This is a genomic window from Microbacterium sp. K41, from assembly GCF_004794395.1.
Taxonomy (GTDB): domain Bacteria; phylum Actinomycetota; class Actinomycetes; order Actinomycetales; family Microbacteriaceae; genus Microbacterium; species Microbacterium sufflavum.
In genome coordinates this window covers 13,823-32,111 of the sequence record NZ_SSDO01000502.1, presented here as the reverse complement: position 1 = coordinate 32,111, position 18,289 = coordinate 13,823, and the positions used below count along the sequence as shown (strand labels likewise).

Here is an 18,289-nt window from a genome sequence, read left to right as displayed (position 1 = left end):
TGACACAGGGCGATCGCGAGAGCGTCCGCGGCGTCCGCCGGCTGCGGCGGCGCATCCAGACGCAGGATGCGGGCGATCATCGCCTGCACCTGCCTCTTGTCGGCGGAGCCGTAGCCCGTGACGGCCGCCTTGACCTCGCTCGGCGTGTGGGTCGCCGCGGGAAGCCCTGACTCGGCGGCGATGAGGAGCGCGACCCCGCTCGCCTGTGCCGTGCCCATCACCGTATGGCTGTTCTGTTGCGCGAAGACGCGCTCGACCGCGACCGCGTCAGGGCGGTGCTGGGCGATCGCCTCGCGGATCCCCGCGGCGACGACCGCGAGTCGCTCGCCGATCGGCGCATCGATCGCCGAGCGGATCACACCGACGTGCACGAGGGTGCCCCGGCGGGTCCGGTCGACGTCGACGATCCCGACACCGCAGCGGGTGAGTCCCGGGTCGATGCCCAGCACGCGGATGGTCGACGTCACCGTCCCAGGCTAGGCGCGGAACGTGCCCATCGAGGTCAGCCGCGCCTACGCGTCGTCGTTCTCGAGCTCCGCCTGGACCTCGGCCGACAGGTCGAAGTTGCTGAAGACGTTCTGCACGTCCTCGCTGTCCTCCAGCGCGTCGATCAGTCGGAACACCTTGCGGGCCGTGTCGGCGTCGATCTCGACCTTGAGGTTCGGCACGAACTCGACGTCGGCCGACTCGTACTCGATGCCCGCCTCCTGCAGCGCACTGCGCACGGCGACCAGGTCGCTCGCCTCGGTGATGACCTCGAAGCCCTCGGCGTGCGGCTCGATCTCCTCGGCCCCCGCCTCGAGCGCGGCCATCATCACGTCGTCCTCGGTCGTGCCCTCCGACCCGACCACGATGACGCCCTTGCGACTGAAGTTGTACGCGACGCTGCCGGGGTCGGCGAGCGTGCCCCCGTTGCGGCTCAGCGCGGTGCGCACCTCGGCGGCGGCGCGGTTCTTGTTGTCGGTCAGACACTCGATCATGAGCGCCACACCGTTGGGGCCGTACCCCTCGTACATGATCGAGGTGTACTCGACGGCCTCGCCGCCGATGCCCGCACCGCGCTTGATCGCCCGGTCGATGTTGTCCTTCGGGACGGAGGTCTTCTTGGCCTTGAGGACCGCGTCGAACAGGGTCGGGTTGCCCTGCAGGTCGGCGCCGCCGAGCTTGGCCGCGACCTCGATGTTCTTGATGAGCTTGGCCCAGGACTTGGCACGGCGCGCGTCGATGACGGCCTTCTTGTGCTTGGTCGTGGCCCACTTGGAATGCCCGGACATAAGTCTCCGCTCGTCGTCAGGGCCCCGGCGCGTGTCCAGGGCGTCGTCCATTCTAAAGGAACACCGCGGAACACCCGGCGGCACAGTGCCTTGTCGGGGCGCTGCGGCGGTGGGAGACTGACCGCATGGGCGACCGGGAGCGTGCTCTCGACGCCGCTCACCGTCGAGCCGAGGCGTTCCTGGGCACCCTCGACGATCGACCGGTGTGGCCGCGCGCGAGCCTCGACGAGATGCTGCAGGTGTTCGGCACGCCTCTCCCGGAGCGGGCGGAGGACCCCGCGGCCGTTGTCGAGGACATCGCGGCGAAGGCCGAGCCCGGACTCGTGGCGATCCCCGGTGGACGGTTCTTCGGGTTCGTGATCGGCGGCACTCATCCGGCCGCTCTCGCCGCGGACTGGCTCGTGTCCGCGTGGGATCAGAACTCCGGCTCCTCCCTGCTCACCCCGGCGACCGTCGCGATGGAGCGGGTGGCAGGACAGTGGCTGCTCGAGCTGCTCGGCCTCCCGTGCGCGAGCAGCGTCGGCTTCGTCACGGGCGGTCAGCTCGCGAACTTCACGTGCCTCGCGTCCGCACGGAACGCCGTGCTCGCGCGGGCGGGGTGGGACCTCGCCGAACGGGGAATGCGCTCCGCGCCGCCGGTGCGGTTCGTGGTGGGTGCCGATCGTCATGGATCGATCGACCGCGCGGCACGGTTCCTCGGGATCGGCCGCGCCGAGGTCGACGTGGTGGATGCCGACGCGCAGGGCAGGATGCACCCCGCCGAGCTCGAGCGCGTCCTCGACGGCGGATCCGGCCCGCTCATCGTGTGCCTGCAGGCGGGAGAGGTCCATACCGGAGCGTTCGACGACTTCCGCGCGCTGATCGCGATCGCACGCCGACACGGCGCCTGGGTGCACGTGGACGGCGCCTTCGGTCTGTGGGCGGCCGCCTCCCCCGCGCTGCGACATCTGACCGCCGGCATGGAGGACGCGGACTCCTGGGCGACCGACGCACACAAGACGCTGAACGTGCCGTACGACTGCGGCATGGCGATCGTCCGCGATCCCGCCGATTCGATCGCGGCGTTCCGCACCGGCGGCGACTACCTCGTGTACTCCGGCCTCGACCCGTGGGATGTGACGCCGGAGCTGTCGCGCCGCGCCCGCGGGGTGCCGGCGTACGCAGCGTTGCGCAGCCTCGGGCGTTCCGGGGTCGCCGATCTCGTCGACCGCCTCCACGACAACGCCGTGCGCATGGCCTCCGGCCTGCGCGGGCTCGACGCGATCGAGGTGATCAACGACGTCGACTACACCCAGGTGATGTTCCGGCTCGGCACGGACGAGGCGACCCGCGAGCTCGGTGCCGCGATCCTGGTCGACGGCACGGCCGTCGTCACCGGAGCGGAATGGCGGGGGCGAGCCGCGCTGCGCTGCTCGGTGTCGTCGTGGGCGACGACCGCGGACGACATCGACCGCACGGTGCACGCCATCCGCACCCTTCTCCCCTGACCCGACTCGCCCGCCTGCTACGGTCGAGGCCGCCGTTGATCGCGCGCGAGAGGAGCAGGGTGTGACCGCAGGAGCCGACCGCCTCCGCCCCGCGTGGACCTCACTGCCCGAGAGCCTCCGCGCCGCGGCGCTGGACGTGATCGGCGGAGAGTACATCTCCGACGCCCCCGCGCACGGCGGCTTCAGCGCCACGTACGCGGGCACCGTGGTCACGACCGGCGGTCGGGCTTTCGTGAAGGCCGCGGGCGCGGACTGGCACGCCGACTCGGTGCGCCTGCTCCGCCAGGAGATCGTCACGCTGTCGACCCTCCCCTCGGGCGTCGCGCCCCGAGTGCTGGGGACGGTGCAGGACGACATCGGTGCCGTGCTGGTCGTCGAGGCGATCGACGGCCGCCATCCGGGGCGCCCGTGGACAGCGGATGACCTGCACGCGGTGGCGGACGCCCTCGCCGTCGTCGGCACCACGCCGGCACCGAGAACCCTGACGGCCGCGGACGAGAGCATGGTGCCGGGTTTCACGCGCTGGCAGGAGATCGCCGCCACCCCCGACCTCCGCGGCGCTCTGCCCCCGTCGGTCCGGGATTCGCTGCCCCGACTGCGTGAACTGGAGGCGGAGTTCGCGGGGGCCGTGCGCGGAGATGTCCTCGTCCACGACGACGTCCGGGCCGACAACATCCTCATCGCCGACGGTCGCGCCCACCTGCTCGACTGGCCGCATGCGCGCCGCGGGGCCGCATGGGTCGACCTCCCCTGCGTGCTGCCGAGCATCGAGGCGAGCGGCGGACCGACCTGCACGCAGGCCTACCCGGTGTTCGAGGAGCACGGCGCTCCCCCTCCGAGGGACCTGCTGCCGGTCATCGCGGGCTTCGCCTCGTACCTCTGGGCCGAACAGAGCAGGCCGGAGATTCCGCAGCTCCCCGGCTTGCGCGCCTTCCAGCGGGCGCAAGCCGGTCCCGCGCTGCGGTGGCTGGTCGCCCTGGTGTGACGACGCGTCCGGCGGTCAGGCGGCGGCGACGGAGTGGCCGCCTTCGACGCGGGCGAGGAAGCGCTCGTGGAAGCGGGTCTCGCCGGAGATCTCCGGGTGGAAGCTCAGGCCCAGCAGCGCTCCCTGCTCCACCGCCACCACGCGGCCGTCCGGTAGCGCCGCGAGCGGGGTCGCACGAGGACCGATCGACTCGACGACCGGTCCGCGGATGAACGCCGCCGACACCGGCGGTGCACCGAAGGCCGCCACGTCGAGCTGCGCCTCGAACGACTCCACCTGACGGCCGAACGCGTTCCGCCTGACCACCGCGTCGAGCCCTCCGAACGACTGCTGGCCCTCGATCGCGTCGACGACCGTGTCGGCCAGCATGATCAGCCCCGCGCACGTGCCGAGCACCGGGAGCCCGGCGGCGATCGCGTCGCGGATCGGCTCCTGCATCCCGAACGAGCGCGACAGCTTGTCGATCACGGTGGACTCGCCACCCGGGATCACCAGGCCGTTCACGGCGGCCAGCTCCTCCGGGCGCCGGACGAGCTCCACCTGGGCGCCGAGCCGGGTGAGCAGGGCGGCGTGCTCGCGCACATCGCCCTGCAGCGCGAGCACGCCGACCCGCGGGCTACCAGCCACGCTCGGCGAGCCGGTGCGGCGCCGGCAGGTCGCTGACGTTGATGCCGACCATCGCCTCGCCGAGCCCGCGGGACACCTCGGCGATCACCTTCGGGTCGTCGAAGAACGTCGTGGCCTTCACGATCGCCTTCGCGCGCTCGGCGGGGTTGCCCGACTTGAAGATGCCGGAGCCGACGAACACGCCGTCCGCCCCGAGCTGCATCATCATCGCGGCGTCCGCGGGGGTCGCGACGCCGCCGGCCACGAACAGCACGACGGGGAGCGTGCCCGTCTCGGCGATCTCGGCGACCAGCTCGTACGGCGCCTGCAGCTCCTTCGCGGCGACGAACAGCTCATCCTTCGGGAGAGCCGTGAGCGCAGCGATCTCCCCGCGGATCTTGCGGATGTGCTTCATCGCCTCGGACACGTCGCCCGTTCCGGCCTCGCCCTTCGAGCGGATCATCGCCGCCCCCTCGTTGATGCGTCGCAGCGCTTCGCCGAGGTTCGTGGCGCCGCACACGAAGGGCACCGTGAAGCCGAACTTGTCGATGTGGTTCACGTAGTCGGCCGGCGAGAGCACCTCGGACTCGTCGATGTAGTCGACACCGAGCTCCTGCAGCACCTGCGCCTCGACGAAGTGACCGATGCGCGCCTTCGCCATCACCGGGATCGACACGGCATCGATGATGCTGTCGATCATGTCCGGGTCGCTCATGCGCGAGACGCCGCCCTGCGCGCGGATGTCGGCCGGCACGCGCTCGAGCGCCATGACGGCGACGGCGCCCGCGTCCTCGGCGATCTTCGCCTGCTCGGCGGTCACGACGTCCATGATGACGCCGCCCTTGAGCATCTCGGCGAGACCGCGCTTGACGCGCGACGAGCCGGTGGTGTTCTGCTCGGACATGGGGAGCTCCTGTCGGATGATCCGTAATCGGGTTTGATCTAGATCAAACGTAGCACTGTCCGATCCCACTTAGAATCGCGGAGGAGGATCATGAGCGACCGGATCACAGGCAGCACCGCGGCGGAGATCGCCGACAGCGTGCGCGCCCTGCGCGACCGCGGGATCCTGCTGCCCGGAGCCCTCCTCCCGCCGGTGCGCGAGCTCGCCGCCACCCTCGGCGTCAACCGCAACACCGCCGTCGCCGCGTACCGCCAGCTCGCCCAGGCGGGACTCGTCCTGTCGCGCGGACGCGCCGGCACCACGGTCGCGGGGATCGAGGCCGTGGCACAGGAGGGCTACGCGGCCGACACCGTGCTCCGCGACATCGGCACCGGCAACCCCGACCCCGCACGCATCCCCGACCCGTCGGCCGCGCTGATGACGATCGCGAGCCGTCCCGTGCTCTACGGCGAACCCGTGATCGACCCGGGGCTGGAGGAGTGGGCGCGCCGGTGGATGGCGGCCGACCTTCCGGACGCGGACTTCCGGATCACTGTGACGAGCGGAGCGGTCGATGCGGTGGAGCGGCTGCTCGCCCAAGCGCTCATGCGCGACGACGCCGTGGCGCTCGAGGATCCGTGCTTCCTCGCCAGCATCCACACGGTGCGGCTCGGCGGCTATCGGGCCGTCCCGGTCCCCGTCGACGACCAGGGAATGACGGTCGACGGACTGCGGGCGGCTCTCGACGCCGGCGTGCGGGCCGTGATCTGCACACCGCGGGCGCAGAACCCCACCGGCGTGGGTCTCACGGCCCAGCGCGCCGCCGAGCTGCGCGGTGTCCTCGCCGATCACCCGTACGTCCTGATCATCGAGGACGACCACTTCTCGCTGCTGTCGCAGCGCCCGTACGAGTCCTTGATCAGCGAGGACCATCGGCGCTTCGCCCTCGTGCGCTCGGTGTCGAAGTTCCTCGGACCCGACATGTGCCTCGCGATCGCGGCGACCGACCCCGACACCGCAGAACGTCTCGCGATGCGACTCAGCCCCGGCACCACGTGGGTGAGCCACCTGCTGCAGCGCCTCGCCCTGGCACAGCTGACCGACGAGGATGCGATGACGACCGTCGCGACCGCCGGTGCGCACTACGCGGAGCGCAACGCCGCGTTCGCGGCACGCCTGCGCGCGCACGGCATCGACGTCGCCGCGCCAGACGGGCTGAGCCTCTGGGTGCGACTCCCCCGGCCCGCGCGCGAGGTCGCCGAGCACCTGATGCGGCGGGGGTGGCTCGCCCGCACGGGTGACGAGTTCTCCCTCGACGACCGCGCCGATCCGTCCCACCACCTCCGTCTCACCGTCCACGACCTCACCGACGCGGAAGCCGACACGCTCGTCGCCGACCTCGTCGCGGCCGCGCGATGACCACCCGTCGCGGGCACCTGCCCGCCCTGACCGAAAGCGCTCGCTCATGAAGATCCTCTCCATCCAGTCCGCCGTGGCATACGGGCACGTGGGCAACTCCGCCGCGGTGTTCCCGCTGCAGCGCATCGGCGTCGAGGTGCTGCCCGTCTACACCGTGAATTTCTCCAACCACACCGGCTACGGCGCCTGGCGCGGACCGCTGATCGACCCCGCCGACGTGCGCGAGGTCATCACCGGCATCGAGGACCGCGGAGTGTTCGGGCAGATCGACGCCGTCCTGAGCGGCTACCAGGGAGGCGAGGGCATCGGTGACGTGATCATCGATGCGGTCGCGCGCGTCAAGGCCGCCAACCCCGACGCGGTCTACGCGTGCGACCCGGTCATGGGCAACGCGAAGTCGGGCTGCTTCGTCGCCCCCGCGATCCCGATCCTGCTGCGCGAGCGCGTCGTCCCGGTGGCGGACATCATCACCCCCAACCAGTTCGAGCTCGGGTTCCTCACCGAGACCGAACCCGACACGCTCGAGTCCACCCTCGCCTCGGTCGACCTCGCCCGCGCCATGGGCCCCCGCACGGTGCTCGTGACGAGCGTCGAGCGGCCCGACCGCGAGGAGGGGACCATCGAGATGCTCGCGGTCGACGGCGACGGTGCCTGGCTCGTCCAGACGCCGCACCTCCCCATGAAGGCGAACGGCTCCGGTGACGTGACCGCCGCCCTGTTCACGGCGCACTACGTCGAGACCGGCAGCGCCAAGACCGCGCTCGAGCGCACCGCCTCCAGCGTGTACGACCTGCTGCAGGCGACGCTCGACTCGGGTGAGCGCGAGCTGCAGCTCATCGAGGCGCAGGAGTTCTACGCGCACCCGCGCATGCAGTTCACCGCACGGCAGGTGCGCTGACGGTCACTCCGGCCACGCGTGGGCGACGGCCTCCCGCACTTCGCCGAGGAGCTGCGGGAGCGCCTTCGTCTTCGCGATGATCGGGAAGAAGTTCGCGTCGGAGCGCCACCGCGGCACCACGTGCTGGTGCAGATGCGCGTCCACGCCGGCTCCCGCCACCGCCCCCTGGTTCATGCCCAGGTTGAAGCCGTCGCATCCGGAGACCTCGCGCAGCACCCGCATGGCCGTCTGGGTGAGCGCGCCGATCTCGGCCACCTCTTCCGGACTCGCCTGGTCGTACGTCGCGATGTGACGGTACGGGCACACCAGCAGGTGCCCCGAGTTGTACGGGAACAGGTTCAGCAGCACGTACGCGGTCGTGCCCCGTGCCACGATGAGCCGCTCGGCGTCGGGGTACTTCGGCGCCTCGCAGAACGGGCACTCCTCGCGCAGGGGCTCCGGTCCCGCCTGGATGTAGGCCATCCGGTGGGGGGTCCACAGCCGCTGGAACTCGTCGGGCACGCCGGCGAGGCGACCTGCATCCTCCAGCGACTGCTCCCCCTCGGTCATGCCAGGTCCCCGGCCGTCTGCACCAGGGCGTGGCTGTCGATGGCAGCGCGGATGCGGTCGACCGCCTGCGCGATCGGCACGCCGTTCTCCTGCGAGCCGTCGCGGTAGCGGAAGGAGACGGTGCCGGCGGCCCGGTCCTGCTCCCCGGCGATCAGCAGCAGCGGGACCTTGCCGGTCGTGTGCGTGCGGATCTTCTTCTGCATGCGGTCGTCGGAGGTGTCGAGCTCGGCACGCACACCGCGGGAGCGGAGCATGTCGATCACCTCACCCAGATAGTCGGCGAAGTCGTCCGCGACCGGGATCCCCACGACCTGTACCGGCGAGAGCCACACCGGGAAGTCGCCCGCATAGTGCTCGAGGAGGATCGCGAAGAACCGCTCGATCGAGCCGAACAGCGCCCGGTGGATCATGATCGGACGCTTCTTCTGGCCGTCCTTGTCCATGAACTCGAGGTCGAAGCGCTCGGGCAGGTTGGGGTCGACCTGCACCGTGGACAGCTGCCACGTGCGGCCGATCGCATCGCGCGTCTTCAGGTCGATCTTCGGCCCGTAGAACGCCGCCTCGCCCGGCACCTCGGTGAGCTTGAGACCGGAGGCCACGGCCACGCGGCGCAGGGCGTCGGTGGACGACTCCCAGAACTCGTCCGAACCGATCCACTTCGACTTCTCGTCGTCCTTCATCGACAGCTCGAGCTCGAAGTCGGTGAGGCCGAAGTCGCGGAGCATCGAGAGGATGAACTCGAGGACCTTGCCGACCTCCTCCTCCAGCTGGTCGGGTGTGACGAACAGGTGCGAGTCGTCCTGCGTGAAGCCGCGCACCCGCGTGAGGCCGTGCAGGGCCCCGGAGAGTTCGTTGCGGTAGACCGTGCCGTTCTCCGCGAACCGCAGCGGGAGGTCGCGATAGCTGCGCGCGCGCTCCTTGTAGATGAGGATGTGCATCGGGCAGTTCATGGGCTTCAGGTAGTAGTCCTGGCCCTGCTTGGTGATCTCGCCGTTCTCGTCGCGCTCCTCGTCCATGACGATGGGCGGGAACATGCCGTCCTTGTAGGTGACGAGGTGGTTCGAGGTGAGGAAGAGGTCTTCCTTGGAGATGTGCGGCGTGTACACGTAGGTGTAGCCGCCCTCGATGTGCCGCTTGCGCGCGTGCTGCTCCATCTCGCCGCGCACCACGCCGCCGCGCGGATGCCAGACGCTCAGGCCCGACCCGATCTCCTCGGGGAAAGAGAACAGGTCGAGCTCCTTGCCGAGTCGCCGGTGGTCGCGCTTGGCGGCTTCCTCCAGCCGGTGCTGGTACGCGCGCAGCTCGTCCTTCGTGGGCCAGGCGGTGCCGTAGATGCGCTGCAGCTGCGGGTTCTTCTCGCTGCCGCGCCAGTACGCGGCGGCGATGCGCGTGAGGTCCCAGCCGTTGCCGATCATGCGCGTGTTGGGCAGATGCGGCCCGCGGCAGAGGTCCTTCCAGACGACCTCGCCGTCGCGGGTCGTGTTGTCGTAGATCGTGAGCTCGCCCTCGCCCACCTCGACCGACGCGCCCTCGGCCGCCTCCTTGCCGCCCTTGAGCCCGATCAGCTCGAGCTTGAACGGCTCGTCGGCGAGCTCCGCGCGCGCCTCGTCATCGGTCACGACACGACGCACGAAGCGCTGGCCCTCGCGGACGATGCGCTGCATCTCCTTCGTGATGGCCTTGATGTCTTCCGGCGTGAACGGGGTGTCGACGCCGAAGTCGTAGTAGAACCCGTCGGTGATGGGCGGGCCGATGCCGAGGTTCGCCTGCGGGTTGATGCGCTGCACGGCCTGCGCGAGCACGTGCGCGGCCGAGTGGCGCAGGATGTTCAGGCCGTCGGGGCTGTCGATCGTGACCGGCTCGACCTGCTCGGTGCCGGTCAGGGTCGTGGCGAGGTCCTTGAGCTCGCCGTTGACGCGCATCGCGACGACGTTTCGGTCAGAGAACAGGGCGAAGCCGTCGGTCGGCTGGGCGTTTTCAGGCACTGATCACTCCATCTGGGTCTGGATCTAGGCTACTCGTATGGCCGGGGGCCGCCGACCGTCAGGCCACCGGTTCGGCCGAGGAGGACGCGGCCGCCGGGGCGAGGATGATGATCGCCGCGCCCACGAGCGCGACCGCCGACCCGACCCAGTCCCAGACCGTGGGACGGAAACCGTCGACGATGATGCCCCAGGCGAGGGATCCGGCGATGAAGATCCCACCGTACGCGGCGAGCACCCTGCCGAAGTTCGCGTCGGGCTGGAGCGCCGCGACGAAGCCGTACGCCCCCAGCGCCATGACCCCCAGGACCGCGAAGAGCCAACCGCGGTCCTCCTTGACGGCCTGCCAGATGAGCCAGGCACCGCCGATCTCGGCGACGGCGGCGAGGACGAACAGCACGACGATGCGGAAGACGGTCACCACCTCAGTGTGTCAGGACACACGAGGACGGCTTCGCGAACGACGGGGCGCCGCAACCGCCGGACCGGACGGTAGCGTGGCCCCATGACCCGGACGATCGCCCGCTGGATCCTCGCTCTCGCCCTCGGCGCCGTCGGCGTGCTGCACTTCACGCAGACGCGCGGCTTCCGGGTGGTGGTGCCCGACTGGGCGACCGAGGCGACGCGGATGGACAAGGATGCCATCGTGATCGCGTCGGGCGCCGTCGAGGTCGCGCTCGCCGCGGGACTGATCGCGCTGCCGCGGGAGCGCCGCCGGATCGGCTGGGCGACGGCGGGGTTCTTCGCCGCGGTCTTCCCCGGCAACTGGCATCAGTGGCGCACCGGACGCTCCACTCCGGGGCTCGACACGGACGCGCGTCGGTTCGGCCGTCTCTTCCTGCAACCGGCCCTGATCGCCTGGGCTCTGTGGGCGACGCGATGACCTCCCCCTCGATCGTCTGGTTCCGCGACGACCTCCGCCTCGCCGACCACCCGGCGCTGCGTGCCGCGATGGATCGGGACGCGCCCGTGATCGCGCTGTTCGTGCTCGACGAGGAGTCGCCGGGGATCCGCCCGCTCGGAGGTGCGGCGAAGTGGTGGCTGCATCACTCGCTGGTCTCCCTCGACGAGCGGCTGCGCGAGAAGGGCGCCCGGCTCGTGTTGCGGCGCGGCCCGGCCGAGCGCGTGGTGCGCGAGGTCGTCGCGGAGAGCGGGGCGGGCGCCGTCTACTGGAACCGTCGATACGGGCGACCGGAGCGGGAGATCGACGCGGCGCTGAAGAGCTCGCTGCGCGATCAGGGCCTGACGGTGGAGTCGTTCGCGGGCTCCCTGCTGCACGAGCCGTGGACCGTCACCACGGGCAGCGGCACGCACTACTCCGTCTTCACCCCGTTCTGGCGCGCCTGCCGCGCACTGCCCGCGCCCCGTGCTCCCCTGCCGGAGCCGCGCGAACTCGACGGGGTGGCGCGACCGCCGCGCTCCGATGCCCCGGGTGATTGGGAGCTGCTGCCCACGACACCGGATTGGGCGGGCGGTCTCCGCGACACCTGGGAGCCGGGCGAGCCGGCAGCACGACGGCGGCTGCGACACTTCCTCGACCACGATCTCCCGGCGTACGACGCGGCCAGGGACGCGCCGGCCGCCGGTGCGACCTCCCTGCTCTCCCCCCGGCTGCGCTGGGGCGAGCTGAGCCCGTTCACCGTGTGGGCCGAGGCGACCCGGGTCGAGGGCTCTGCACGGTTCCTGTCCGAGCTCGGCTGGCGCGAGTTCGCCTGGCACACGCTCTACCACTTCCCCGATCTGGCCACGAAGAACCTCCGGCCCGAGTTCGATGCGTTCCCCTGGCCGGGACTCGACCCGCGGCAGCTGGATGCCTGGCAGCACGGCGAGACCGGGATCCCCCTCGTCGACGCGGGGATGCGCGAGCTGTGGCACACCGGGTACATGCACAACCGGGTGCGGATGGTGACCGCGTCCTTCCTCATCAAGAACCTGCTAATCGACTGGCGGCTCGGCGAGGAGTGGTTCTGGGACACGCTGGTCGATGCAGACGGCGCCAACAACGCGTTCAACTGGCAGTGGGTCGCGGGGTCCGGGGCGGACGCGGCCCCGTACTTCCGTGTGTTCAACCCGGAGCTGCAGGCGAAGAAGTTCGACGGGGACGGAGAGTATGTCACGCGGTGGGCCGCCGATGCCCCGACCGCGCCGATCGTCGACCTGGCCGAGACCCGCAAGGCCGCACTCGCGGCGTACGACGAGGTCAAGCGCGCGGGGGCGTGAAGCTACTCCTCGCTCGAACGATCGTCAACGGTCTGCGTCGGTGAGAACCGCCGACCTAGCGTCGGCACCTCACCGCAGCTCGGAGGTCCCCATGCTCGTCACTCCGGTGACATCACGGCACGACGCTCGTCCGGCCGCCTGCACCCCACCGATCGTCGAACGAGAGGAACAGCTATGCGCGCCATGACGTACCGCGGACCGTACAAGGTCCAGGTCGCTGAGAAACCGGAACCGCGGATCGAGCACCCGAACGACGCGATCGTGCGTGTCACGCACGCCGCGATCTGCGGGTCGGATCTGCACCTGTACCACGGCATGATGCCGGACACCCGCATCGGGCACACGTTCGGCCACGAGATCGTGGGCGTCGTGCACGAGGTCGGATCCTCGGTGCAGAGCCGCTCGGTCGGAGACCGGGTGATGGTGCCGTTCAACATCGCGTGCGGCTCCTGCTACTTCTGCACCCGCGGCCTCTTCTCGAACTGCCACAACGTGAACCCCAATGCCACGGCCGTGGGCGGCATCTACGGCTACTCCCACACGACGGGTGGCTATGACGGCGGGCAGGCGGAGTTCGTGCGCGTGCCCTTCGCCGACGTGGGACCCTCCGTCGTGCCGGACTGGCTCTCGTCGGAGGATGCGCTACTGCTCACCGACGCGTTCTCCACCGGGTACTTCGGCGCGCAGCTCGGCGACATCGCGGAGGGCGACACCGTCGCGGTCTTCGGTGCCGGACCCGTGGGTCTGGCCGCCGCCCGCTCGGCCTGGTTCCTCGGCGCAGGCCGGGTGATCGTCCTCGACCACCTCGACTACCGGCTCGACAAGGCCAGGGACTTCGCGTTCGCCGAGACGATGCACATCGGTGAGGTCGGTGACCCCGTGCTCGCCATGAAGAAGGCGACCGGATACCTGGGCGCCGACGTGGCGATCGACGCCGTGGGTGCGGAGGCCGACGGCAACCTCATCCAGCACGTGACGGCGGCCAAGCTCAAGCTCCAGGGCGGCTCCCCCGTCGCCGTGAACTGGGCGATCGACTCCGTGCGCAAGGGCGGAACGGTGTCGCTGATCGGCGCGTACGGCCCACTGGTGTCCGCCGTGCGCCTCGGCGACGCGATGAACAAGGGCCTCACGATCCGCGGCAACCAGGCACCCGTCCTGCGGCAGTGGCCGCGGCTGCTCGAGCACATCCAGGCTGGTCACGTGCGGCCGAGCGAGCTCCTGACGCACCGCTTCCCGCTCGAGCACATCGCCGAGGCCTACCACGTGTTCTCCAGCAAGCTGGACGACTGCATCAAACCCGTCATCACGATCGGAGAGGACTGAGCCATGCCGTACGAAGCGCACAAGTCGACGCTGGCACCGACAGCGGACGAGCTCCGCGACCGCATCCCGGGCTGGGGCACCGACCTTCCCCCCGAGCACCGCCGCACGTGGCAGCAGCTCGAGGACTACGGCGACACGGGTGCGCACTGGACGCGCCCGGATCCGCAGCCCGGCAGGGAGGGACGGGAACACTCCATCGAGCACGCGATGGTGCCTCCGGTGTTCGGTACGGCGCAACCGCTGCACGGCGTCTCCGGGAGAGTGCGCCGCTTCGCCTATGACCACTTCAGCGAGACGAAGAACACCCGGTGGCTGCTGCTCGTGATCGGCGACCGCATCGAGGCCGTCGGGGCGCACGTGCGATCCCTGGCAACGCCGCGGCCCGACAACCCGATCACGCAGACCGGGATCCTCGCGGAGCCGCGGCACCGTCCGCTCACCTCGCGGTTCGGGCGCGGACGGGTCGACGTCCGGCACACCTGGCTCGACCCGATCATCGTGGCAGGGCCCTGGGTCGTCGCCGTCGTGATGACGGTCTCCCTCGTACGCACGGTGTTCCGCCGCGGTTGACCAGACGGTCGAGCGCTTCCCTGAAACGCGAAAAACCCCCGGGATCCCGGGGGTTTTTGGTGGTGCGCGATACTGGGATCGAACCAGTGACCTCTTCCGTGTCAGGGAAGCGCGCTACCGCTGCGCCAATCGCGCCCGTTGGGGCTATTCAGTTTCAGGTGAGGTGGCGACGGGATTCGAACCCGTGTAAACGGCTTTGCAGGCCGGTGCCTAGCCGCTCGGCCACGCCACCGTGTGGATTGACCCCACGTGCTGCCGATCTTCGAAAAGACCTACTGCACTCGAGCGGATGACGAGACTCGAACTCGCGACCCCAACCTTGGCAAGGTTGTGCGCTACCAACTGCGCTACATCCGCATTTCGTTCCCGGTTGTCCCGGGCACTCATGAAACATTAGCCGATGAATCCCCGCCTGCCAAACCCGGACCGAATCTCGCGCGTGTCTCGCGGAGTGGTCATCGGAGGCTCCGAGCGTCCGGTAGTATCGGTTGACGTACCCCGCGGGTATGGGCGATTGGCGCAGTTGGTAGCGCGCTTCCTTCACACGGAAGAGGTCATCGGTTCGAGTCCGGTATCGCCCACCACATTCTCCTTCGCAGGCTCACTGCCCGTCAGAGGATTCGTCCGTCTCCCGGTCGCGATACGCGCAGCCAGCGGTAGCCGTAAGCCGGCACCTCGAGCTCCACGGCTCCATCGTCGTCGAGCGTGATGCGCTGCGCCTCCAACAGGTCGACCAGCGCCGTCCCCGCGGGTTCATCCGCGAGGCGGAACCGCGTCGTGGCTGGACGCTCGGCGAAGTTGTGCACCGCGATCATCCGGCCGACGTCGGCCCGCAGCGAGTGCACGAGGAGCGCGTCCACCGGCTGCTCGACCACCGCGAACTCGCCCCAGCCCAGCTCCGGTGACACCCGGTACCGCGACGTGAGCTCGCGGAGGAAGTGCAGCAGCGAACCGCGGTCCTCCAGCTGCGCGGCGACGTTCACGTGCTCGGGCGCGTAGCCGTCTGCGGGTGGCTTCGACACCAGTCGGGACGGGGCGGCGTCCGAGAACCCGCCGTTCCGGTCCGCCGACCACTGCATGGGGGTGCGCACGGACTCCCGCCCGGCGATGTCGATGTTCTCCCCCATCCCGATCTCCTCCCCGTAGAACAGCACGGGGGTCCCGGGGAGCGTGAACAGCAGGCTGTACGCCATGCGGATCCGGCGGGGATCGCCCTCGAGCATCGGGGGCAGACGGCGGGTGATGCCACGCCCGAACACCCGCTGCCGCTCGTCCGGGGCGAACGCCTCGAACACCTCCTGGCGCTCGGCGTCGCTGAGCTTGTCGAGCGTGAGCTCGTCGTGGTTGCGCAGGAAGTTCGCCCACTGCACCTCGGGACCCAACGCCGGCCGCGAGGAGAGCGCCTCGACGAGCGGCGCCGGATCGCGCCGCGCCAACGACAGGTACAGCGCCTGCATCGCCACGAAGTCGAACTGCATCGTGAGCTCGTCGCCGTCCGTGCCGCCGAAGTACTCGACCTGCTGGTCGTAGGGCAGGTTCACCTCGCCGAGGAGGATCGCCTCGCTCGAACGCCGCTGGAGGAAGCGGCGCATATCCCGCAGGAGTTCGTGCGGGTCGGGGATGTCGGCTCCGGCCGGGATCTCCAGGAAGAAGGGCACCGCGTCGACCCGGAACCCGGAGATGCCGAGCTGCAACCAGAAGCCGATCACCTTCGCGATCTCGTCGCGCACGCGGGGATTGGCCACGTTCAGATCCGGCTGATGCTCGTAGAAGCTGTGCTGGTACCACTGCCCCGACTTCTCGTCCTTCGTCCAGATCCCGTCGGCCTGTCCGGGAAACACCGCGTTCTTCTGGCCCTTCGGCGGTGCGTCGTCTCGCCACACGTAGTAGTCGCGGTACGGCGAGTCCACACTGCGGATCGCGGCGCGGAACCACGGATGCCGATCGGAGGTGTGGTTGATGACCAGGTCGACGATCACGCGCATGCCGCGGTCGCGCGCCATGCGGATCACCTCCACGAGATCGCCGTGCGAGCCCAGGCGCGGATCGACGCCGTAGAAGTCGCTCACGTCGTAGCCGTCATCGCGGTCGGGGGTGGGATAGAACGGCATGAGCCACAGGCACGTCACCCCCAACTGCGCGAGGTAGTCGATGCGCTGCGCGAGGCCCCGGAGGTCGCCCACCCCGTCGCCGCTCGTGTCGAGGAACGTCTCCACGTCGAGGCAGTAGACGACGGCGGTCTTCCACCAGAGGTCGCTCGTGTCGGTGATCTTCACAGCAGCTCCTTCATCCGGGGCAGCACCGCATCGGCCGCGGCGGCCAGAAAGCCGGACTGCTCCTGTCCGACGTGATGGAGATACACGCGGTCGAAGCCGATCCCGGCGAGTGCGGCGACCCGCTCCGCGAGCACCACGGGATCGTGCTCGACCAGTACCGCCGACCGCAGCGCCTTCTCGTCGACCGCTCCCACCGCGGCGTCGAAGTCCTCCGGCTGCTCGATGTTCCACGCGAGCGGCGGCGTCAGCACCCCCTGTCGCCACTGCGTGCGGGCGAGGTCGAGCGCCTCGGCGTCGGTATCGGCCCAGCTGACGTGCACCTGCAGGACGCACGGCCCCTCTCCGCCCGCCGAGCGGTACGCGTCCACCACGCGGGCGAGCGCCGCGGGCTCCTGCGCCACGGTCGCCAGGCCCTGAGCCCACGATGCCGTCCACCGCGCCGTCTCCGCGCTCACTGCGGTTGCGAGCAGGGGCGGCGGCTGCGTGGGACGGCTCCACACCCGCGCCCGATGCACGCGCACGAGCCCGTCGCGCGTGACCTCCTCGCCGTCCAGCAGCCGGCGGATCACGTCGACGCTCTCCCGCAGCCGCCGGTTGCGGACCTCCTTGCTCGGCCACGGGTCGCCCGTGACGTGCTCGTTCATCGCCTCCCCGCTGCCCAGCGCCGCCCAGAACCGCCAGGGGAACATCTCCTCCAGCGTCGCGAATGCCTGCGCCATCACCACCGGGTGATACCGCTGTCCCGGCGCGTTCACCATCCCGATCGAGAAGCTCGTGCGTGCCAGCGCCGCCGCGATCCAGCTCAGCGCGAATCCCGACTCGCCCTGCTCCGGCAGCCACGGCGCGAGATGGTCGGAGCACATCGCGCCGTCGAACCCTGCGGCTTCCGCGGCGACGACGGCGTCGAGAAGCGCGCTCGGGGGGATCTGCTCGTGTGACGCGTGGAATCCGATGAAGGCCATATCGCGAGTGTGGCAACTCCGGCCGCGCCGGGCGCCGTGCTTGACATGAACGCTCGGTGATGGCAGGAGCGTCCGTACTCGGTCGGTGCGCCCGAGGGCGACCGTGGACCGCGTGTCGGCCACCCTCCGTAGGATGCCGCTGTGCCCACCCCCGGTCCCCTCCCCTCCCCGTGCGGCCTCTGCGGTCACCCCACGGGAGTCCGCATCGACGGGGCCCTGCACTGCGCGGCCTGCGGATGGCGCTACGGTGATGCGCCTGACCCCGAGCTCCCGTTCCCCCGCATCGACGTCGTCTACTACCTCCGCTTCGACGAGCGGGTCAAGATCGGCACCAGCCGCCGGCCACGGCAGCGCCTGGCGAGCATCCGGCACCACGAGCTGCTGGCCTTCGAGCAGGGCGGGCGTGCCCTCGAGCAGCAGCGCCACCGCGAGTTCGCCGCGGAACGCGAGGGCGGAGAGTGGTTCACGCTCACCCCTCGCGTGCGCGCACACATCGCCGGGCTGCGCGACGCGGGCGAGCCGTGGCTGCTCTACGCACGCTGGCTGAGCACGGCACTCCGCGCCTGATCCCGTACCACCGCCTCGGCTCCCGCACCAGGGCCTGGTCGCCGGGCGGCGATCGCGAGAGCATGCCAGAACGGGGCGCGACCGGCGACCCGTGCACGAGAGGAGCCGACATGACCGGACGAGAGAACACCCCCGCCGACGACCTGAGCGCTCAGGACCCCCTCGCGGGCGACGGCAGCGGCGACCCGAACACCGACCGGGAGTTCCTGCAGGATCTGCCGCCCGCGCAGGTCGACACCGAGCAGGTCGCCGAGCACGCCGCGGACGACGACGAAGACGCCTGACCGC

Annotated in this window: 19 protein-coding genes and 4 tRNA genes; 11 read left to right on the top strand and 12 right to left on the bottom strand. The window is 70.3% G+C overall.

The features are described 5' to 3' along the window. Together ruvC and DW309_RS16695 are read right to left on the bottom strand one after the other, a co-directional pair. A partial coding sequence (gene ruvC, locus DW309_RS16700; protein WP_136046010.1) for a crossover junction endodeoxyribonuclease RuvC occupies window positions 1–467 on the bottom strand: 467 nt, incomplete at its 3' end. A 45-nt stretch (window positions 468–512) separates the two neighbouring features. Then, complete coding sequence (locus tag DW309_RS16695; RefSeq protein WP_136033632.1) at window positions 513–1,274, bottom strand: YebC/PmpR family DNA-binding transcriptional regulator; 762 nt, start codon at window positions 1,272–1,274, stop codon at window positions 513–515. A gap of 125 nt (window positions 1,275–1,399) precedes the next feature. Here DW309_RS16695 and DW309_RS16690 point away from each other — a divergent pair, with 125 nt between their 5' ends. Then, window positions 1,400–2,761 (top strand): pyridoxal phosphate-dependent decarboxylase family protein, encoded by a 1,362-nt coding sequence (locus tag DW309_RS16690; protein WP_136046009.1) that lies wholly within the window; start codon window positions 1,400–1,402, stop codon window positions 2,759–2,761. Between the two features lie 61 nt (window positions 2,762–2,822). Continuing rightward, window positions 2,823–3,746, top strand: a complete 924-nt coding sequence (locus DW309_RS16685) for a phosphotransferase (RefSeq protein ID WP_136046008.1) — start codon at window positions 2,823–2,825, stop codon at window positions 3,744–3,746. A gap of 15 nt (window positions 3,747–3,761) precedes the next feature. Here the strand turns inward: DW309_RS16685 and pdxT are convergent, their stop codons facing one another. Then, window positions 3,762–4,373, bottom strand: a complete 612-nt coding sequence (gene pdxT / locus DW309_RS16680) for a pyridoxal 5'-phosphate synthase glutaminase subunit PdxT (RefSeq protein ID WP_136046007.1) — start codon at window positions 4,371–4,373, stop codon at window positions 3,762–3,764. Beyond that, window positions 4,363–5,256 carry a pyridoxal 5'-phosphate synthase lyase subunit PdxS gene (pdxS, locus tag DW309_RS16675; RefSeq protein ID WP_136033624.1) on the bottom strand — a complete coding sequence of 298 codons (894 nt, stop codon included), beginning with the start codon at window positions 5,254–5,256 and terminating at the stop codon, window positions 4,363–4,365. Before pdxS ends, pdxT begins: the two co-directional genes overlap by 11 nt. Window positions 5,257–5,346: 90 nt before the next feature. Between pdxS and DW309_RS16670 the strand changes: the two genes are divergently transcribed. Continuing rightward, window positions 5,347–6,654, top strand: a complete 1,308-nt coding sequence (locus DW309_RS16670) for an aminotransferase class I/II-fold pyridoxal phosphate-dependent enzyme (RefSeq protein ID WP_168387311.1) — start codon at window positions 5,347–5,349, stop codon at window positions 6,652–6,654. 46 nt (window positions 6,655–6,700) lie between these two features. Next, window positions 6,701–7,552 (top strand): pyridoxal kinase PdxY, encoded by an 852-nt coding sequence (pdxY, locus tag DW309_RS16665; RefSeq protein WP_136033620.1) that lies wholly within the window; start codon window positions 6,701–6,703, stop codon window positions 7,550–7,552. A gap of 3 nt (window positions 7,553–7,555) precedes the next feature. Here pdxY and DW309_RS16660 read toward each other — a convergent pair whose 3' ends face one another. From DW309_RS16660 to DW309_RS16650, 3 genes are all read right to left on the bottom strand, one after another. Continuing rightward, window positions 7,556–8,101 carry an HIT family protein gene (locus DW309_RS16660; RefSeq protein ID WP_136033617.1) on the bottom strand — a complete coding sequence of 182 codons (546 nt, stop codon included), beginning with the start codon at window positions 8,099–8,101 and terminating at the stop codon, window positions 7,556–7,558. Then, complete coding sequence (gene thrS, locus DW309_RS16655; RefSeq protein WP_240753269.1) at window positions 8,098–10,023, bottom strand: threonine--tRNA ligase; 1,926 nt, start codon at window positions 10,021–10,023, stop codon at window positions 8,098–8,100. Before thrS ends, DW309_RS16660 begins: the two co-directional genes overlap by 4 nt. 121 nt (window positions 10,024–10,144) lie before the next feature. Continuing rightward, complete coding sequence (locus DW309_RS16650; RefSeq protein WP_136033613.1) at window positions 10,145–10,504, bottom strand: YnfA family protein; 360 nt, start codon at window positions 10,502–10,504, stop codon at window positions 10,145–10,147. Window positions 10,505–10,588: 84 nt separating this feature from the next. Between DW309_RS16650 and DW309_RS16645 the strand changes: the two genes are divergently transcribed. From DW309_RS16645 to DW309_RS16630, 4 genes are all read left to right on the top strand, one after another. After that, the gene (locus DW309_RS16645; protein WP_136033611.1) at window positions 10,589–10,966 is read left to right on the top strand and encodes a DoxX family protein; all 378 of its coding nucleotides are present in this window, start codon (window positions 10,589–10,591) and stop codon (window positions 10,964–10,966) included. After that, complete coding sequence (locus DW309_RS16640; RefSeq protein ID WP_136046004.1) at window positions 10,963–12,303, top strand: cryptochrome/photolyase family protein; 1,341 nt, start codon at window positions 10,963–10,965, stop codon at window positions 12,301–12,303. Before DW309_RS16645 ends, DW309_RS16640 begins: the two co-directional genes overlap by 4 nt. 174 nt (window positions 12,304–12,477) lie before the next feature. Further along, window positions 12,478–13,626 carry a zinc-dependent alcohol dehydrogenase gene (locus DW309_RS16635; RefSeq protein ID WP_136046003.1) on the top strand — a complete coding sequence of 383 codons (1,149 nt, stop codon included), beginning with the start codon at window positions 12,478–12,480 and terminating at the stop codon, window positions 13,624–13,626. Between the two features lie 3 nt (window positions 13,627–13,629). Further along, entirely contained in the window at window positions 13,630–14,196 is a 567-nt protein-coding gene (locus tag DW309_RS16630; RefSeq protein WP_136046002.1) for a hypothetical protein, read from the top strand. 60 nt (window positions 14,197–14,256) lie between these two features. Here DW309_RS16630 and DW309_RS16625 read toward each other — a convergent pair. From DW309_RS16625 to DW309_RS16615, 3 genes are all read right to left on the bottom strand, one after another. Continuing rightward, a tRNA-Val gene (locus DW309_RS16625) sits at window positions 14,257–14,331 on the bottom strand. A gap of 26 nt (window positions 14,332–14,357) precedes the next feature. After that, window positions 14,358–14,428: transfer RNA gene (locus DW309_RS16620), tRNA-Cys, on the bottom strand. 52 nt (window positions 14,429–14,480) lie between these two features. Beyond that, window positions 14,481–14,553, bottom strand: a tRNA-Gly gene (locus tag DW309_RS16615). Window positions 14,554–14,704: 151 nt separating this feature from the next. On the opposite strand from DW309_RS16615, the gene DW309_RS16610 reads away from it, so the two are divergent. Further along, window positions 14,705–14,780: transfer RNA gene (locus DW309_RS16610), tRNA-Val, on the top strand. Between the two features lie 27 nt (window positions 14,781–14,807). Here DW309_RS16610 and DW309_RS16605 read toward each other — a convergent pair. Next, window positions 14,808–16,472, bottom strand: coding sequence for an alpha-amylase family protein (locus DW309_RS16605; RefSeq protein WP_136046001.1), 1,665 nt, complete (start codon window positions 16,470–16,472; stop codon window positions 14,808–14,810). After that, window positions 16,469–17,434, bottom strand: coding sequence for a TIGR03885 family FMN-dependent LLM class oxidoreductase (locus tag DW309_RS16600; protein WP_136046000.1), 966 nt, complete (start codon window positions 17,432–17,434; stop codon window positions 16,469–16,471). The genes DW309_RS16605 and DW309_RS16600 overlap by 4 nt, the downstream gene beginning before the upstream one ends. Window positions 17,435–17,575: 141 nt before the next feature. Between DW309_RS16600 and DW309_RS16595 the strand changes: the two genes are divergently transcribed. Then, window positions 17,576–18,001 carry a GIY-YIG nuclease family protein gene (locus DW309_RS16595; protein ID WP_136045999.1) on the top strand — a complete coding sequence of 142 codons (426 nt, stop codon included), beginning with the start codon at window positions 17,576–17,578 and terminating at the stop codon, window positions 17,999–18,001. A 110-nt stretch (window positions 18,002–18,111) separates the two neighbouring features. Further along, complete coding sequence (locus DW309_RS19790; RefSeq protein WP_168387310.1) at window positions 18,112–18,285, top strand: hypothetical protein; 174 nt, start codon at window positions 18,112–18,114, stop codon at window positions 18,283–18,285. The last annotated feature ends 4 nt before the right edge of the window (window positions 18,286–18,289 follow it).

Coding starts and splice junctions, on each gene's coding strand:
- pdxS (WP_136033624.1), bottom strand. CDS start 5,256: ATGTCCGAGCAGAACACCACCGGCTCGTCGCGCGTCAAGCGCGGTCTC.
- DW309_RS16635 (WP_136046003.1), top strand. CDS start 12,478: ATGCGCGCCATGACGTACCGCGGACCGTACAAGGTCCAGGTCGCTGAG.
- pdxY (WP_136033620.1), top strand. CDS start 6,701: ATGAAGATCCTCTCCATCCAGTCCGCCGTGGCATACGGGCACGTGGGC.
- DW309_RS16660 (WP_136033617.1), bottom strand. CDS start 8,101: ATGACCGAGGGGGAGCAGTCGCTGGAGGATGCAGGTCGCCTCGCCGGC.
- thrS (WP_240753269.1), bottom strand. CDS start 10,023: ATGCGCGTCAACGGCGAGCTCAAGGACCTCGCCACGACCCTGACCGGC.
- DW309_RS16695 (WP_136033632.1), bottom strand. CDS start 1,274: ATGTCCGGGCATTCCAAGTGGGCCACGACCAAGCACAAGAAGGCCGTC.
- DW309_RS16630 (WP_136046002.1), top strand. CDS start 13,630: ATGCCGTACGAAGCGCACAAGTCGACGCTGGCACCGACAGCGGACGAG.
- DW309_RS16690 (WP_136046009.1), top strand. CDS start 1,400: ATGGGCGACCGGGAGCGTGCTCTCGACGCCGCTCACCGTCGAGCCGAG.
- DW309_RS16600 (WP_136046000.1), bottom strand. CDS start 17,434: ATGGCCTTCATCGGATTCCACGCGTCACACGAGCAGATCCCCCCGAGC.
- DW309_RS19790 (WP_168387310.1), top strand. CDS start 18,112: ATGACCGGACGAGAGAACACCCCCGCCGACGACCTGAGCGCTCAGGAC.
- DW309_RS16670 (WP_168387311.1), top strand. CDS start 5,347: ATGAGCGACCGGATCACAGGCAGCACCGCGGCGGAGATCGCCGACAGC.
- DW309_RS16645 (WP_136033611.1), top strand. CDS start 10,589: ATGACCCGGACGATCGCCCGCTGGATCCTCGCTCTCGCCCTCGGCGCC.
- DW309_RS16640 (WP_136046004.1), top strand. CDS start 10,963: ATGACCTCCCCCTCGATCGTCTGGTTCCGCGACGACCTCCGCCTCGCC.